Annotated in this window: 14 protein-coding genes; 10 read left to right on the top strand and 4 right to left on the bottom strand. The window is 42.0% G+C overall.

Annotated features, from left to right (window positions below):
- Nucleotide 1: 1 nt before the first annotated feature.
- Nucleotides 2–1,369, top strand: a complete 1,368-nt coding sequence (locus QXR92_03690) for a DNA topoisomerase IV subunit A (protein ID MEM0319106.1) — start codon at nucleotides 2–4, stop codon at nucleotides 1,367–1,369.
- 151 nt (nucleotides 1,370–1,520) lie between these two features.
- Here QXR92_03690 and QXR92_03685 read toward each other — a convergent pair whose 3' ends face one another.
- Complete coding sequence (locus QXR92_03685; GenBank protein MEM0319105.1) at nucleotides 1,521–2,369, bottom strand: P-loop NTPase; 849 nt, start codon at nucleotides 2,367–2,369, stop codon at nucleotides 1,521–1,523.
- Between the two features lie 150 nt (nucleotides 2,370–2,519).
- Between QXR92_03685 and QXR92_03680 the strand changes: the two genes are divergently transcribed.
- The 4 genes from QXR92_03680 to QXR92_03665 all read left to right on the top strand — a co-directional run bounded on the left by QXR92_03680 (nucleotide 2,520) and on the right by QXR92_03665 (nucleotide 6,282).
- The gene (locus QXR92_03680) at nucleotides 2,520–2,939 is read left to right on the top strand and encodes a hypothetical protein (protein MEM0319104.1); all 420 of its coding nucleotides are present in this window, start codon (nucleotides 2,520–2,522) and stop codon (nucleotides 2,937–2,939) included.
- Nucleotides 2,923–4,605 (top strand): DEAD/DEAH box helicase, encoded by a 1,683-nt coding sequence (locus QXR92_03675; GenBank protein ID MEM0319103.1) that lies wholly within the window; start codon nucleotides 2,923–2,925, stop codon nucleotides 4,603–4,605. The genes QXR92_03680 and QXR92_03675 overlap by 17 nt, the downstream gene beginning before the upstream one ends.
- A gap of 380 nt (nucleotides 4,606–4,985) precedes the next feature.
- Complete coding sequence (gene psmA / locus QXR92_03670; GenBank protein MEM0319102.1) at nucleotides 4,986–5,705, top strand: archaeal proteasome endopeptidase complex subunit alpha; 720 nt, start codon at nucleotides 4,986–4,988, stop codon at nucleotides 5,703–5,705.
- A 19-nt stretch (nucleotides 5,706–5,724) separates the two neighbouring features.
- The gene (locus QXR92_03665; GenBank protein ID MEM0319101.1) at nucleotides 5,725–6,282 is read left to right on the top strand and encodes a DUF998 domain-containing protein; all 558 of its coding nucleotides are present in this window, start codon (nucleotides 5,725–5,727) and stop codon (nucleotides 6,280–6,282) included.
- A gap of 42 nt (nucleotides 6,283–6,324) precedes the next feature.
- On the opposite strand, the gene QXR92_03660 is transcribed toward QXR92_03665, so the two are convergent.
- Nucleotides 6,325–6,699 (bottom strand): class II SORL domain-containing protein, encoded by a 375-nt coding sequence (locus QXR92_03660; GenBank protein MEM0319100.1) that lies wholly within the window; start codon nucleotides 6,697–6,699, stop codon nucleotides 6,325–6,327.
- A 173-nt stretch (nucleotides 6,700–6,872) separates the two neighbouring features.
- Here QXR92_03660 and QXR92_03655 point away from each other — a divergent pair, with 173 nt between their 5' ends.
- Nucleotides 6,873–7,307: a carbon monoxide dehydrogenase subunit G gene (locus QXR92_03655; protein MEM0319099.1), complete on the top strand. Its 435-nt coding sequence runs from the start codon at nucleotides 6,873–6,875 to the stop codon at nucleotides 7,305–7,307.
- Here QXR92_03655 and QXR92_03650 read toward each other — a convergent pair.
- Entirely contained in the window at nucleotides 7,304–8,374 is a 1,071-nt protein-coding gene (locus tag QXR92_03650; GenBank protein MEM0319098.1) for a DUF711 family protein, read from the bottom strand. The genes QXR92_03655 and QXR92_03650 overlap by 4 nt on opposite strands.
- Before the next feature lie 182 nt (nucleotides 8,375–8,556).
- Between QXR92_03650 and QXR92_03645 the strand changes: the two genes are divergently transcribed.
- The gene (locus tag QXR92_03645; GenBank protein ID MEM0319097.1) at nucleotides 8,557–8,895 is read left to right on the top strand and encodes a hypothetical protein; all 339 of its coding nucleotides are present in this window, start codon (nucleotides 8,557–8,559) and stop codon (nucleotides 8,893–8,895) included.
- 29 nt (nucleotides 8,896–8,924) lie between these two features.
- On the opposite strand, the gene QXR92_03640 is transcribed toward QXR92_03645, so the two are convergent.
- Nucleotides 8,925–9,824 carry a hypothetical protein gene (locus QXR92_03640; GenBank protein ID MEM0319096.1) on the bottom strand — a complete coding sequence of 300 codons (900 nt, stop codon included), beginning with the start codon at nucleotides 9,822–9,824 and terminating at the stop codon, nucleotides 8,925–8,927.
- 373 nt (nucleotides 9,825–10,197) lie between these two features.
- Between QXR92_03640 and QXR92_03635 the strand changes: the two genes are divergently transcribed.
- The 3 genes from QXR92_03635 to QXR92_03625 all read left to right on the top strand — a co-directional run.
- The gene (locus QXR92_03635) at nucleotides 10,198–12,759 is read left to right on the top strand and encodes an adenosylcobalamin-dependent ribonucleoside-diphosphate reductase (GenBank protein MEM0319095.1); all 2,562 of its coding nucleotides are present in this window, start codon (nucleotides 10,198–10,200) and stop codon (nucleotides 12,757–12,759) included.
- 151 nt (nucleotides 12,760–12,910) lie between these two features.
- Nucleotides 12,911–14,116 (top strand): pyridoxal phosphate-dependent aminotransferase, encoded by a 1,206-nt coding sequence (locus tag QXR92_03630; GenBank protein ID MEM0319094.1) that lies wholly within the window; start codon nucleotides 12,911–12,913, stop codon nucleotides 14,114–14,116.
- A 197-nt stretch (nucleotides 14,117–14,313) separates the two neighbouring features.
- Nucleotides 14,314–14,626 (top strand): hypothetical protein (locus QXR92_03625; protein MEM0319093.1); only part of this gene is annotated, 313 nt, incomplete at its 3' end.

Genomic DNA, 14,626 nt, shown 5'->3' with positions numbered 1-14,626 from the left:
CATGACCAATGAAGCCTTTCAAGACAAGGCGGACTTAAGGGCTAGACAGGAATCAATGAAGGTCATAAGGGAAATATTCGCAAAGCTCGTTGAGCAAATCAAGAGAGGCGAGGAACCCTCACTTGTAATAAAGAAGAGAACCCTCTCAAATACAATTTATGATGCGAGAAGAAAACTCTTGCTTCTCGGGAACCAGAAGCTAGTCAGAAGACTTTTTGATGAGTCAGAGGCCAGAACTTTCATGCAGACCGTTCTGATGGCCAAGATAATCTACGAATCTCTCAAGAACAACGAGTACCCCACAATAAGAGATCTCTATTATAGGGGGAAACACACCCTTCCATACGTTTCCCCTAGAGATAAGTTCAAGAATACTTGGGAAGAGCAAAAAGAAAGCGATGCAGTTCTGAGAGACGTAGAGGTGCTTACTAACAAGCTCAGAGAAGAGATGCTTATTCTGAGCAAGGAAAAGGGAAAAGTTGTAGGAGACATGAGACTCAGGAGCGGTAACGATACAATCGATCTTAGCAAGATGGGGCACGGTGCATATGCCATAGAATCGACACCTGATCTAATTGATTTTGTTGATTTAAATGCGGAATATGTTCTGGTAGTGGAGAAGGATGCAGTGTTTCAGCAGCTTCACAGATATGGTTTCTGGAAAAAGAACAAGGTAATTCTAGTTACTAGCGCGGGGCAGCCTGACAGAGCAACCAGAAGGTTTGTGAGGAGACTAAACGAGGAACTGAAGCTTCCTGTATACATTCTGGCTGACTCTGATCCTTATGGATTCTACATATATAGCGTCTTCAAAATAGGCTCAATAACTCTAAGCTATGAAAGTGAGAGACTGGCTACACCAAAGGCCAGATTTCTTGGGGTAACAATGAGCGATGTCTTCGGAGATGATGTGCCACTTGCCGAAATCTATCTAACCCCAGAGGAGTCTAAAATGGGAAACCCAGAGAAGATGAGGAAGGAGAAAAAGGAAAGGTTTTTGAAAGCCTTGAAGGAGCTCGGATATAAGGGAAAGCTGAATAAGGAGCCATTTATGACAGCAGAGGAGAGGAAGAACTTCATAATTAGAGCTAAAGAGCAGGATCTAGAGAGAGCAGTGGAGCTAGTTGGAGACAAGGTATACCGAGCATTCGCTGGTGAGCAGCTGAAAACATCAAGAAGTGGAAAGAAAAGTGTAAAGAGATCACCAGGCTATCAGTGGTTCCAAGATCCCAAATGGATCAAGGAAATAGGGCTGTTCTTCCTTACTCATAGCAAGCTCGAGATCGAGGCAATGGCAAGCAAAGGGCTAAAGTTTCTTGCTGAGGAATATCTTCCAAGAAAAATAGAGACTGGTGACTGGCTGGATTAATTGGTTCACTCTATTCTGCTAATGACTGAATGAAATGTATTCTTTCTGCATGTCTTGCAGTAGTGAAATATCTTTCCCATTTCTTCCAAATTGAAGCTAACTTCGAGATACCACTCTGTACCGCATTCGTTGCATTTGAGTTGCCACTTCGTTATTTCTGACCACCTCTCACTTGATTCAATATGCTTTCTGCTGCTAGGAGAAACGCTTCTGCGGCTCTGTTTCCACCAAGGTCTTCCAGCTCATATGGATTCCCTATATCCGTTAATGGGGATGCTAGAAGAGGGTCATAGGGAACTTCTGCTATTATTTTTCCTCCAAGCAGCTCTTCCACTTTTTTCCCTCCCTCTCCCATTATTCTTCTTTCCTCTCCACTTGGACACTTTATATAGCTAAAATTCTCCACTATCCCAAGAAGTGGTATCTTCTTTATCCTGAGAAAAGTAACTGCCCTCCTCACAACATTGATTGAGGCATCTGAGGGAGACGTTACAACTACAGCCCCGCTCATTTTGCTGACATATTCAGTCACGCTCTGAATTTCATCTCCAGTTCCAGGTGGAGTATCTATGAGCAGTATTTCCGTATTACCCCATGCAACCGAGGCTAGCATATCCCTTATGAACTTCATCTTGAGGGGGCCTCTCCATATAATTGGGAGATCCGGCTTTGATAGGAAATAGCTAGCACTTACAACTTTAACTCCCATAGGTCCCTCAGCTGGAATAATTGTCTCACCATCGACACCTAACTGGAGAGAATCCATGCCAAGATATATCGGGATGCTTGGACCGTGTATATCACCATCCAATATGGATACTTTTCCTCTATATCCAATCCTTGAAAAAGCAAGAGCTAGATTTGCTGTTGTAACGCTCTTTCCAACACCCCCCTTTCCACTTAGAACAACAATCTTTATGGGGATTTCCGCAGTTTTTCTGAGGGCCTTTATCTTCATCTCAGCTTCCTTTCTCATCATTTCAGCATAGTTTGTCCCCAAGACTAGTCCTCCTCATCTATCGAAAATGAATTTTTCTGATAGACCTTATTATTTTTCCTTGTCTGTAGAAGCATTCAATTATTAAGGGCCCTATTGAAAATATTGTATTAGGTTCCGATGAAGAGGATCCTAAATGCAGATGATAAAAAGATGAAGAGTAACCCACGCAATGAGGGCCTCTACTATATACTTAGAGAAACTCAGGAAGGAAAGCCATGGTTAGATGAAGTCCTCGAATCAATTACTGACTGCGAGATAGAAGGGAATGAAATCATCTTAATAATAGATAGGAAAACTGGAAGAGGAGTGAAGGTAGTTACAAGGTACGATCCATCATTGCTGGACTCCATCCCCGAGGAATGGAAGGAACTTCACATATTCAGAGCAGATGAGGATTGGACATTGCTTACAGAGGCGCTGGGAGCATGCAGAGAGAGCAGGATCCTCAGACAGAAGGATATAGTGCTTGTAGAGTGCACTTCCCCAAACCTCTCTGTTGAAGATGCCATTAAGATCCTCAGTGCTATTGAAGATCCGGAGGTGCTTTGCTATTATGGCTGGGCTGACTGATGCTCGGCGAAGGATCCTCATAAAAGGTTGGCTGAGCGAAGAGGTATTCAGAGAACTTCTCAAGTTCAGTGATTATGGAGGAACAAGTTCAGATGGCTCGAAAATTTTCTTTGTAAATATGGAGAAAGCAAGGAAAAATGGGTTAAGCGAGGACTATGTGAAGAACAGACTAGAAGAGCTCGAGAAGAGTGGGAAGATACTCTCAAACGCAACGGATGCTGAATCGAAAGAACAGCAGGTAATGAGCGCATACCTTCTTCTAAGTGGGAATCGTATTCTACTGAGATCGAACTTCTTTCTCAAGGGGATTCTGGGTAACCTCTCAGGGTTCATCACATATGATAGGGATCTTAAGGCATACATCATTCCTCCTGGAAAATATTTCGAGCTGCTGGAGACGCTGAATTCCAAGGGAGTAAAGATAGACGATAGAACGAGTATAATGAAAAGCATCCCACTCAATTTTGAAGTAGAGCTTAGAGCTGAGCTGAGAGACTATCAAATTGAAGCAATTTCAAAGTGGTTGGAAAATGGAAAAAGGGGAATCGTTGCATTGCCGACAGGTTCAGGCAAGACTATCATAGGGATAGCGGCTATAGCGAAAGCCAGAGAGAGGACCCTCATAATAACTTATACTAAAGAGCAGTTGAATCAATGGATCGAAATGATTATGAAGTATACGAATATACCCAGCAGCATGATAGCTCCATTCTATAGCGAAGAAAAAAGGCTAGCTCCCATAACGGTATCCACATATCAGACAGCCTTCAGATATATAGATCAACTATCCTTCCGCTACAGCTTTCTCATAGTAGATGAAGTTCACCATCTTCCGGCAGATAAGTTCAGAGAAATAGCTCTGGGAATGTATTCCCCTGTGAGAATGGGTTTGAGTGCAACAGTCATAAGAGAGGATGGTAGGCACGTCGATCTCTTCCCACTTATGGGAGGGATCGTTTATTACAAAACCCCCCAGGAAATGGTAGACAAAGGGTATTTAGCTCCATACGAGACCTTCATTATCAAAGTGAGATTGACTGATGAGGAAAGAGCAAGATATGAGAGGCTCAAGGAGTCATATAAGAATATAACAAAGGGAATTCCATTCAAGGAAGTTCTGGCGAGGGCTCAGAAGGGCAATCCTCTGATGGCTAGAGCTCTGAAAATTCATAATGAGATGCTACAAATCTATCAAAAGGCAAAGGAAAAGGAAAAGACTGTTATGAACTTAGTTAAGAAGGAGCTGGAAGCAGGATCTAAGATTCTAGTCTTCACGCAATACGTTGATCAGGCTGAGGAGCTAGGAAAGCTCCTTGGGGCAGGTGTTCTCACTGGCGAGACTGATCCCAAACAAAGAAGAAAAATCCTGGAGGAGTTCAAGGCATCAGAAAAGGGTGTGCTTGTCCTCACAACCGTTGGTGATGAGGGCTTAGACATTCCTGATGTGAACGTTGGGATTATTGTGGCTGGGACTGGAAGCAGGAGGCAATTCGTTCAGAGGCTCGGTAGGCTTCTCAGGCCAAGTCCTGGAAAAATTGCAAAGCTCTACGAAATAGTTACCACGGGAACAGCAGAGGAAGCTCAGATGAAGAAGCGAAAGAAACTCAGCCTGGACTTCTTCGGAACAGGAAGCTCCAATAATGGGGACATTCAGAAGAGAAAATAAATAGAACGGTTGATGCGGTCAACACTTATATTCTTTTGCTAAATAAATCATGATAAGGGAATGATGAGGCCGTCCCAAAATGGGAATTAGGCGGAGAACGTCCGCCGATGAATGCCTCGCGACGACCTGACCTGATTCTCAATTAGTTTTCTCGAATTCTCAAAGAGATAAATTGGATAAAAGTGGATTCCTAATATTTAAGGAATAGAAAGACTGCTTGCTCATAAAAGAGCAAAGGAATAACATTTTTTCTGTATTAATAGCAAATGGAATTCCAGGCAGTACATGAAATTTTTCGCCTATATTGAAAAAAGCACGAGCGAAACTATTAATAGCTTTCAACTTAAAAAGAAAAGGGAAAAATAGAAGGTGGAAGATCCATGGCATTCTCCCCTGCTATGATGGGATATGACAGAGCATTAACCGTGTTTTCACCAGATGGAAGGCTCTATCAAGTTCAGTATGCGTTTGAAGCTGTAAAACAGGGATGGAGCACAGTAGGAATAAGAGTAAAACAGGGCGTAGTACTAGCTGCAGAGAAGGCTATTACCAAGTCACTAGTAGATGTTGCAAGTATTGAGAAGGTAAGCACTATAGATTCTCATATAGGTGTATCATTCGCTGGCTTTGGAGGAGATGGAAGAATACTTATAGAGTATGCGAGGCAACTAGCGGTGGGGCACAGACTGACATATGGAGAGCCAATTCCAATAGAGTATCTTACCAAGCAGATAAGCGACCTAAAGCAAGCATACACACAGCACGGAGGAGTTAGGCCGTTCGGTGTTTCATTGCTCATAGGAGGTGTTGACTCCTCAGGTCCCCAGTTATTCAAGACTGATCCTGCTGGACAATACTTCGGGTACTACGCTACATCCATAGGAAGGGGCGAATCTACAATTGAGGAGAAACTGGAAAAGAGCTACAAGCAGGACATGAGCCTCGAGGATGCTATACTTCTTTCAATAAGAGTCCTGAAGGAATCCAGCGACCAGGAGCTCAAGGCAATTAACTTCGATATTGGCGTGATAGAAGCGGAGCGGAAGGAATACAGGAAGCTGACAATAGATGAGATTGAATCACTTCTGAAGAGGCTCTAGATTCAAGCGTGCTTCAAAAATGAAACTGTCAACAGGTTTACTTAAGTACTTTGGAATTTTGTCCTTCATAATAGCCTTCACTGGAATAGGAATTTCCATTTCTCTAAATCCTTGGTTCAATGTATGGGAAAATGCTCTTAGCGATTTAGGTAGAATAGGGATAGAAAATTCGTTCATATTCAACTATACGTTAATTGCATCATCGATTTTTGCCTCCATTTATTCAGTATATATCCTAAAGCTCTTGCCCAATAGAATTGGTTGCATTGGAGCAGGAATATATCTGGTTGGGACCTTTTCTCTTGCGGCTATAGGACTTTTTCCCGAGGGAACAAAACCGCATATGTTCGTCTCACTCGAGTTCTTCATCATCATGACGTTTTCCCTATTCATTTTTGGGATTTCGCTAATGCGATCAGGAAAGAAACTACATGGATTAGCCTTAATAGCTATATTTGCAGCAAGCATAGGAGGTTCTATAGCAATCTCGTGGCCGTCTGTGGCTCTTCTCGAATTATTCAATATATTCTGCTATTTTTCCGGCTTCATACTTCTATTTTTCAGTGAAAAGAAATAAAAACAGTTCAAGGGTTCGCGGAAAAAAACAGAGATGAAAAATTCACTCCACCTTTATTTCCTTCTTCGCTTCCCAGAGGCCATGCAGGTTGCAGTACTCTATGGCATAAATCACTCCGCTTTTCTTAAGCTTCACAGTGAGAGTTATTTTTGGTTCAGCGTATTCAGGCTCAAGATAAGTTGTTGCAATGTGAACCGGATTGAAAGCTCTGCCCTCCTCCTCGAAGTATACCTTTATGTAGCGTATTGAGTGGGCTACTTGGTTAGGATGTGGACCCACGAACAATTTAATTTCAAATGGCTCGTTGGCCTTAACCTTTTCTGGAGCCTCGATTTTCGGAGTATGCGTCTCTACTTTGCTTATCGCCTCTCCGGCTGCTTGCTCAGGTGAATAAATCAAATCCCCAAACTTTTTCATATTTTCCATCCTCCTAAATATGTTGCATAAACCTTTAGCTTCAATTCATATAAATATATCGTAATTATTTTATTTTGTATGTTCTCGAATGGTTCAAAACTATTTTTCATTTTTGTCGCTAACATGCGAAAAAAATTAATTCCTCGAAAAATATCTCTTGATCGGTGAAAAAAATGCAAATAAAAAACACACTTCTGATAAACGCAAGTAGGGCAAAAGTAGCTGAGTTCTTCAACGATCCCGCGAAGGTTGTTGAATGTGTTCCTGGCATTCAAAGCTATGACATAAAAGGAACAAACTTCAAGGCAAAAGTGAAGTTCAAGGTTGGGGCTATCTCCGGGACTTTCAACATAGAAGGATACATAAAAGAGCAGAAGCCTCAGGAAGAATATGAGGTATTTCTCAAGGGTGGAAGCATAGGAAACTCTTTTGAAGCAAAAGCGAGCGTTATCCTTGCAGATCAAGATCAGGGTAAAACAAAGCTCGATTACACAGCTGATGCGAAACTGGGAGGCATGCTTGCTGCTCTAGGAAAGGTCGTTGAGAATGTTGCAGCCGATATCGTAAGGCAGCTATTTGAGTGTGCCGAGAAGAGGGTAAGCGCCTAATACTTCACTAGCACTGGCACATCTCCGAACCCCCCTAAGCGAACTTTCCCATCAGCATTTTTCACCAATATGAGCCTTACACCGTATGGTCTCTGTTTTGTTCTTGCAATCGCATAAGCTGCCTGAAGTATCTCCCGCAATTCTCTGGAGCTTGTACTGAGAGGAATCATATCCAATCCAGCCACGCAAACTGATGAGTAAAGCAGGAAGTCTCTAATACCCAGCTTTCCCTGGCTAACTAAGCTTTTAAGCTCATCGTCTTCGGATAATGGCAGCATAACTTCATTGAACCCAATCCCCATCCTTTTTCTCGCAATTCCTTGAAGGACCCTGTTCACTTCCCATACTTCACCAAGACATCCAGCCCTTTCCAATCTGCATTTCCCCTTCTCCTGAATAAGCTTTGCTACGCTTTCCTCCATCCAAGGGCTGAGGGAGTAGTCAATGCCTGAAATTTTTGTCCCCAGGAGACCTTCCTTCAGAAACAAAGAAATCTTCTCGTAGAACTTCTCTAGCACAATTTCAAGAGACTTGGCTATCTCCTCGGGAATAAGCATGGCATCATTTGGATAGAGAAGCGCCAGAGTGAACTTATCCTCTTTTCCACCACCATGAAGAGAAAGAGGAAAATAAGCAGTCTCAAGGCTTTCGCCGCTCAATTCTGCAGCAAATCTTGTAGCGTGCTCAGGATTTTCTTCGGAAACTCTCTCAATGGCCCTAGCAAGCTTCTCCAGCTCTCCATGATGCTCTACTTTTATAGCAGCATACATACCTTCCTTGGTAACTTTCTTCAAGAGATCTATGTCCATCTCAGAAACTTTCCTCTCGTAAATCATGGCTCTAACATTCGGATATTTTTTCAAAGTAGCTATTGCCTCATCTATTAGATTGTCTTGCATTGAATGAAGGGAAATTCTCGCTGACCAGACCTCAATTCCTGTTTCAGCCTCCAATTTTTCAGCTGAATTGAGAAGCAGATTCGTCTTATCTGAAAGGAGCTTTTCAAGCTCACTTTCCTTGATCCCCTGTGGTACGCTTATATGCAGTGTTAATGCCCTTATTTTCAATTTGACCACACAAAGAGGATGGATTGACAAATTTAAATATCTATTTAGATGGGATTTCAGAAATCCTTTCAGCACGAGCGAAATTCTTTGTAGAAAAAGCATGTATATAAGGGAGAGGGAAAAAATTAAAATTCCTAGTACACCACAAAAACTAAATGGCCCCTTCTCCGAAGGTGCTTTAGATGAGAAGAAAAGCCACCGAAATAATTAATGTTCTTGACTCCTACATTGGCGACGATGTCCTCGAAATTATAGAGGAGAAAATGGATGATTCATCCTTCGCTCTAGAAGATGAATATGAGCGCCTCATGATGTATGTATACAGATCGCTAGTGAAGTCCTGGTTTGGGGGAAAAGAACCCGATCTGAACGAGCTGAAAACTAAACTGAGAAGGTACAAGAGTCCTAGGTATTACGGTAGGCTCAAGGTCCTCCTTTCATATCTCATAAACAGATATAGCGAAATAAGAAGGATGGAGCTTATTAGAAAAGGAGAAAAAGATGAGGGGAGAGGTACATAGAGACATAGAACCAGGCACTTTCATTCGCCTCAGTACTCCTCAAGGTCGATATCAGAAAGTAGGCTCGCGATCTCCGGATTTTCGAAGTAAGTACAGGCATTGCAGGTATCTTTTCCTATTGACAGACCTCCGCAGAATCTGCATCTCGCTGTGATAGATGACCCCAAAAGCCATTCCATAGATTTATCAACGGAATGCAGTATTTCCCCGCTTCTGAACTTTATTGCACTGAGAAGGAGCCTCTCGGCATATTTATCATTCAAGCTCTCTATCCATACTTTTCCTACAGTACCTTCAATGCTGAAGAGAGAGGGAAAAGTTAGATAAGAAAGGAAATAAGCTTCGCGGCAAGAGATGCCATGAAAAATGTTAACAAAGCTGAAACCATCCGGCCTCTGAAAGAATAGCTTGCTTTCCCCCACACCATCCAGTTCAGCAGCCAATATAGAAGATATCTCCATTTTTAGAGAAGCTTCTGCACATATGGGAAAAAGGATGGATCTGAATCCTCTCTTCGATAAAGCATGGCTGGCTATTGCCCTGTATCTTCTCCACCAAGCAAGAAGACTATCATTATCAATCAACTTCTTCAGCTTTTGTGGTATATTGAGAATATACATGCTCCCCCCATCAATTTTAACCTCCCTCTCAATAACCTCTGCACTCTTCCTGCTATCCAAAAAGACATGTACCTCCGAGGAGTATTTCTTTTCTATACTGCTAACTATTTTTAAGCCGAGTGCTCCAGAGATCAGGAAACGGGAAGGTAGTAGGTAGGCAACCTTCTCTCCATAGTTCAGCTGCTTGCTTCTAGAGAGGTTTCTCTTCACTCTCTTAACAAGGTCACTCAAAAAACATTCCCTGCAGAGTAGCTCACTCGTAAATGGCTTCTTCACTATTGCTGGCTTTCCCTTGCATCTGGTGCACATCAATTTTCTCTCACTTCTCATGAATAACTTATTTTGTGCTACGTTGTTTAAACTAAGCACTTTCTTCTCTTTTTTTTTGAAAATTCTCTTGATTTTAATTCATAATACATGCCTAATATTTGTTAAATTCGATATAATTTCAAACCAATCAGCACGAAAGCAGCTCCTGAATCCTAAAAGCATCATAAATTTGATATTTTAAGGTTTTTCGAAAAATGGTGCCCAACCATTCTCTCAGAAATATTACTGATCTGATAACTTCCAAAACTTGCAAAAATACAAAAAGGATAAATTTCTATAACATAAACGATGATCTAGATTTTATCGGGGGCGCTTCTCCGAAAATAGAATGAAAGCTGTGCGGTGTTATCTTATGAAACAGGAAATTATTGAGCCAAAAAATGGCGATAGTCCTGTCGATGTGAAGATAACAGTAGTGAAGCGGGATGGAAGGAAGGAGGAACTTAATGTGGAGAAGATCAGAGCATCAATTAGAAAGGCCACAAACGGGATATCTCAAATAATTGAAGAAGAGAAAGAGCAGATATTAGAGCAGATTCTAAGAGATGTAGGACTAAGAGGAAACGAAGTACCGACATGGCAGATCTCTGATCTTGTGGAAAAAAACATGATATCTCTGATGATTGAAAATCCAGCTTGGGAAGAAGCAGCTAAGCGCTATGTTCTGGGCAGGATTTACAATCATGTATTTGGAAAGGGCAAATGGAGCTCCTTCAAGGAAGAGGACCTCAGGCTCTCCTTCAATGCCCTCAAGGTCCTTGAAGCTAGGTATTTGGTAAAGAATCACGAAACTCTCAGATATGCTGAAACACCTTCCATGATGTTCTATCGTGTAGCAAGCTTCATAGCATCAGTTGAAAATGACCAAGAAAAAAAGAATTATTATACAAAAAAGTTTTATGAAATAATTTCTGAACTTCGATTCATGCCAAACTCACCAACTCTCATGAATGCTGGCACCAGAAACGGTGTCCTCAGTGCATGCTATGTTATTCCAGTCAGAGATTCCCTTACAACTGAAAAGGGAGACGGCATAATGGATTCCTTGAGAGCCCAGGCTCTCATACAGCAACAGGGAGGAGGAACTGGATTTGACTTCTCAGAGCTCAGACCGGAGGGAGATATAGTCAAGTCAACACAAGGTATAGCGAGTGGTCCTCTCAGCTTCATGAGACTTTTTGATACAACTACAGAGGTGATAAAGCAAGGAGGAAAGAGAAGAGGAGCAAATATGGGGGTTCTCCATGTATTCCATCCAGATATTAGAAAGTTCATAAAGGCGAAAACGGGAGAACTGAAGGACGTGGTGCTCCAGAACTTCAACATAAGCGTTGGAATCTATGACAAGTTCATGGAAGCAGTAGAGAAGGATGGGATGTGGCCTCTCATTAATCCAAGAAGGACTTGGCTGAGGAATACTGAAGAGCTGGACAGCAGGTTCTACGCTACAAGGCTGATGAGATATAGCATAAGCGAGGAATGGGTTCAGGAAGAGATTTACGAGGAGCTTGAGGAAAATGACTGGTCCATTGCTCTCACAAGCTCCTCTATAATAACATGGGAGGAAGCTCTCGCGATAGCCGAGAATGAAAATGCCATAGTTGGATGGGTTAGAGCCAGAGAGCTATTCGAGGAAATTGTGAACGGTGCGTGGGATAGCGGAGATCCTGGCATGCTTTTCATCGACACAATAAATAGGAGGCATCCCACATGGTACCTAGGAAAGATAAATTCAACAAATCCGTGCGGAGAGGAACCACTTCTTGATTGGGAGAACTGCAATCTGGGCAGCATAAATCTAACAAAGTACGTAGTAGAGGGAGAAAGCGGCCTAACTATTGATTGGAATAGGCTTGGGGAAGATGTAAGGATCGCTGTGAGATTCCTTGATAATGTGATAGATGCAAACAAGCATCCACTTCCTCAAATAACAGAGGCCAATAGGAAAACAAGAAAGATAGGACTTGGTGTAATGGGATGGGCCCACATGTTGGGAATGCTGGGAATTCCCTACGATTCAGTTGATGCTGTTTATCTTGGATACAAGATTTCGGAGTGGATAGCCTACAACGCATATTTGGAGAGCATATATTTGGCAAAGGAGAAAGGCCCATTCCCCTCATTCGATCCAAGGAAATACAGACCTATATGGAGAGATGCCATAAAAATTGAGGATCTGCTCGAGAAAGCAAACATAAAAGTTCAGAAAAAGGTGTCTATGGATCTTCCTAAGCCGGACTGGTCATTGATCGATAGGCTGTACGAGGAGAATGGACTTAGAAATGCTACAGTTACCAGTATTGCTCCTACTGGGACAATTAGCATAATAGGAGGAACAAGTAGCAGCATTGAGCCTCTGTTCGCTCTTGCATTTATGAGAATTGTATCTGTAGGAACTTTCATGGAGATTGATAAAGTGTTCATGAAGGAACTCGACAGAAGAGGGAAAGGATCGAGAGAGCTCATAGAGAAAATTGCAGAAACGGGATCCATTCAGGAAATAGATGGTATTGATCCCGCTCTTAAAGAAGTTTTCAAAACAGCTCACGATATCGATCCCATATGGCATTTGCTACATCAAGCAGCTTGGCAGGCATGGGTTGATGCTGGGACGAGCAAGACAATAAACCTGAGGGAGAGCGAGCCAAGCGAGACGGTGAGCAAAATCTTCAAGCTAGCATGGAAGCTTGGAATAAAGGGAGTCACTGTTTACAGAGACAAGAGCAAAAGCATACAGGTTCTCAACAAAGGGGTAACCAAAAAAGGCAGCATGCAGAGCGATGAAGCAATAAAGAAAAAATTGGAGGAGTTCAGAGAGGTTAAACAAACGGCGAAAAGGCTCAGAATTGGAAAGAAGGAGATGTTGGCTGCTGAAGAGGATTATGCAGGAGGATGTCCTACATGTGAAGCGTGATTTCTCAGCTTTTCAGAAAACATCTATTATGAGGAATTTCATTGACTTTTTATAAAATGAAAAACTATTAAAAGTAAAATTTTATGCATATTTTCTCAAAATTCAAAAAGTTTATTACAAAAATAGCATCATTTTTAATTATGGTGATACTTTGAGAAAGATTTCATCCAGAAGCAAGCAGATTTCTCCATCTCCTCATCGCATTCTCGTTTCTAAGCTTGATGAACTAATAAGGAGTGGCAAGAAGGTCTATAATTTTTCTGCTGGTCAGCCTGGTTTTCCTCCCGATGAGAATTTGATAAGAATGACATTCGAGCATGCGCTGAAAGACAGCTTCAATCACTATAAATATCTCCCACCTGCAGGACTCGAAGAGCTGAGAGTGGCTGTATCCAATGATCTGAAGAAATATGGGAAATTTGATGTTGAGCCAAGCAATATAGTTATAACCGAAGGAGGAATAGAGGGACTGAATCTCACGTTCTTTGCCCTTGCTGATCCTGGAGATGAGGTTCTCTTTCTTGATCCCTCATACAGTGTCTACTGGGACCTAGCAAAGATGTACGGTTTGAAATTGAAAACTTGCTCTCAGACCATAGACAATGAGTTTCAGCCTGATGAGGAATGTCTTAAGGAAAAGATTACAAGAACTACATCTTTTGTGCTTGTGACGAGTCCAGATAATCCTACTTCGAGAATATTGAGAGAGAGCACAATGAAGCTGATTGCTGATCTAGCTATAGATAATGATGTGTGGCTGCTGTATGATGAAGCATATAAGCACATAGTGTACGAAGGAGAGCACGTTTGGATCCAAAGATACAGCAGAACTATGGAGAGGCTGGTTGGCATCAATTCTTTCTCCAAGGACATAGCTATACCAGGTCTGAGGCTTGGATACACATATGCTCCAAAGGAAGTTATCAAGGAGCTTGCAAAGCTGAAGGGACTTACCTCGATCTCATCTTCTACTTCCGCTCAATGGATGGCATATTTTGCTCTTACCACAAACATAAAGGAGGAATACCTGAGAAGAGTTATTCCTCTCTACAAAAACAGAAGAGACAAAGCCTACGAGGCTGTTAGGAAGTATCTTCCTGAAGCAAAGGTTTGGAAGCCTCCAGCGGGAATGTATCTCTTTCCAGATATATCAGCCTACATGGAGAAGTATAATATAAAGGATGACGTGGAATTCGCCTACAGGCTTGCTGAGGAAAGGCAAGTGATAATGCTGCCAGGCTCAATTTTTGGAAGTAGTGGAAGAGGGCATCTGAGGATAACGTTTGTGACCCAGCCTGAAGAAAAGATAGAGAAAGGTATAGAGACTTTGGGAGAGTATCTAAATGAAGCAAAATAAAAGGGCTTTTTCGGATTGAGAGTTTCCCCTTTCTTAGTAGAAGCTTGAAGCATAGGATCTCAAACAGCATTCCAGTTAACCGAATGTTTTTTCCGCAGCTTTTTTTAAATTTGTCATGAGTAGAACATCAACTTTTTAATCTACAGTCTACAGCGAATTTTCCCACCAATGAAACTTCCCAACTTAGGTGGTTCCCATTGAAGAAGATCTATATAACTCTGGCAATAGCTCTTGCAATTATATCTCTTATAGCATCGTTCCTATATACAGAGGCAGGCGAAATTCAGGTTGGAGGAACACTGACCATTGCAATGGTTTCAGAGCCTACACAAATAACAGCATCGAGCTCATGGAATGGTGCCTTTGTAGCTGCTCAGATTTTCGACACGCTGCTTAGGTTCGACAATAACCTGAACTTGGTTCCGGGACTGGCAGAGAGCTATTATGTAAACACCACATGTGGCTGCTACGTATTTAAGCTGAGAACCAATGCCACTTGGCATGATGGTC

It is taken from the genome of Fervidicoccaceae archaeon, assembly GCA_038734945.1.
In the GTDB taxonomy this organism is placed as follows: domain Archaea; phylum Thermoproteota; class Thermoprotei_A; order Sulfolobales; family Fervidicoccaceae; genus ARK-14.
Note: the sequence above shows the minus strand (reverse complement) of the source record. Positions and strands in the feature narration are given on the sequence as shown.

What these genes read in the sequence shown, in the direction of transcription:
- QXR92_03635 (MEM0319095.1), top strand. Translation starts at nt 10,198, where the DNA reads ATGAAACAGGAAATTATTGAGCCAAAAAATGGCGATAGTCCTGTCGAT.
- QXR92_03655 (MEM0319099.1), top strand. Translation starts at nt 6,873, where the DNA reads ATGCAAATAAAAAACACACTTCTGATAAACGCAAGTAGGGCAAAAGTA.
- QXR92_03675 (MEM0319103.1), top strand. Translation starts at nt 2,923, where the DNA reads ATGGCTGGGCTGACTGATGCTCGGCGAAGGATCCTCATAAAAGGTTGG.
- QXR92_03645 (MEM0319097.1), top strand. Translation starts at nt 8,557, where the DNA reads ATGAGAAGAAAAGCCACCGAAATAATTAATGTTCTTGACTCCTACATT.
- QXR92_03660 (MEM0319100.1), bottom strand. Translation starts at nt 6,699, where the DNA reads ATGAAAAAGTTTGGGGATTTGATTTATTCACCTGAGCAAGCAGCCGGA.
- QXR92_03665 (MEM0319101.1), top strand. Translation starts at nt 5,725, where the DNA reads ATGAAACTGTCAACAGGTTTACTTAAGTACTTTGGAATTTTGTCCTTC.
- QXR92_03640 (MEM0319096.1), bottom strand. Translation starts at nt 9,824, where the DNA reads ATGTGCACCAGATGCAAGGGAAAGCCAGCAATAGTGAAGAAGCCATTT.
- psmA (MEM0319102.1), top strand. Translation starts at nt 4,986, where the DNA reads ATGGCATTCTCCCCTGCTATGATGGGATATGACAGAGCATTAACCGTG.
- QXR92_03690 (MEM0319106.1), top strand. Translation starts at nt 2, where the DNA reads ATGACCAATGAAGCCTTTCAAGACAAGGCGGACTTAAGGGCTAGACAG.
- QXR92_03680 (MEM0319104.1), top strand. Translation starts at nt 2,520, where the DNA reads ATGAAGAGTAACCCACGCAATGAGGGCCTCTACTATATACTTAGAGAA.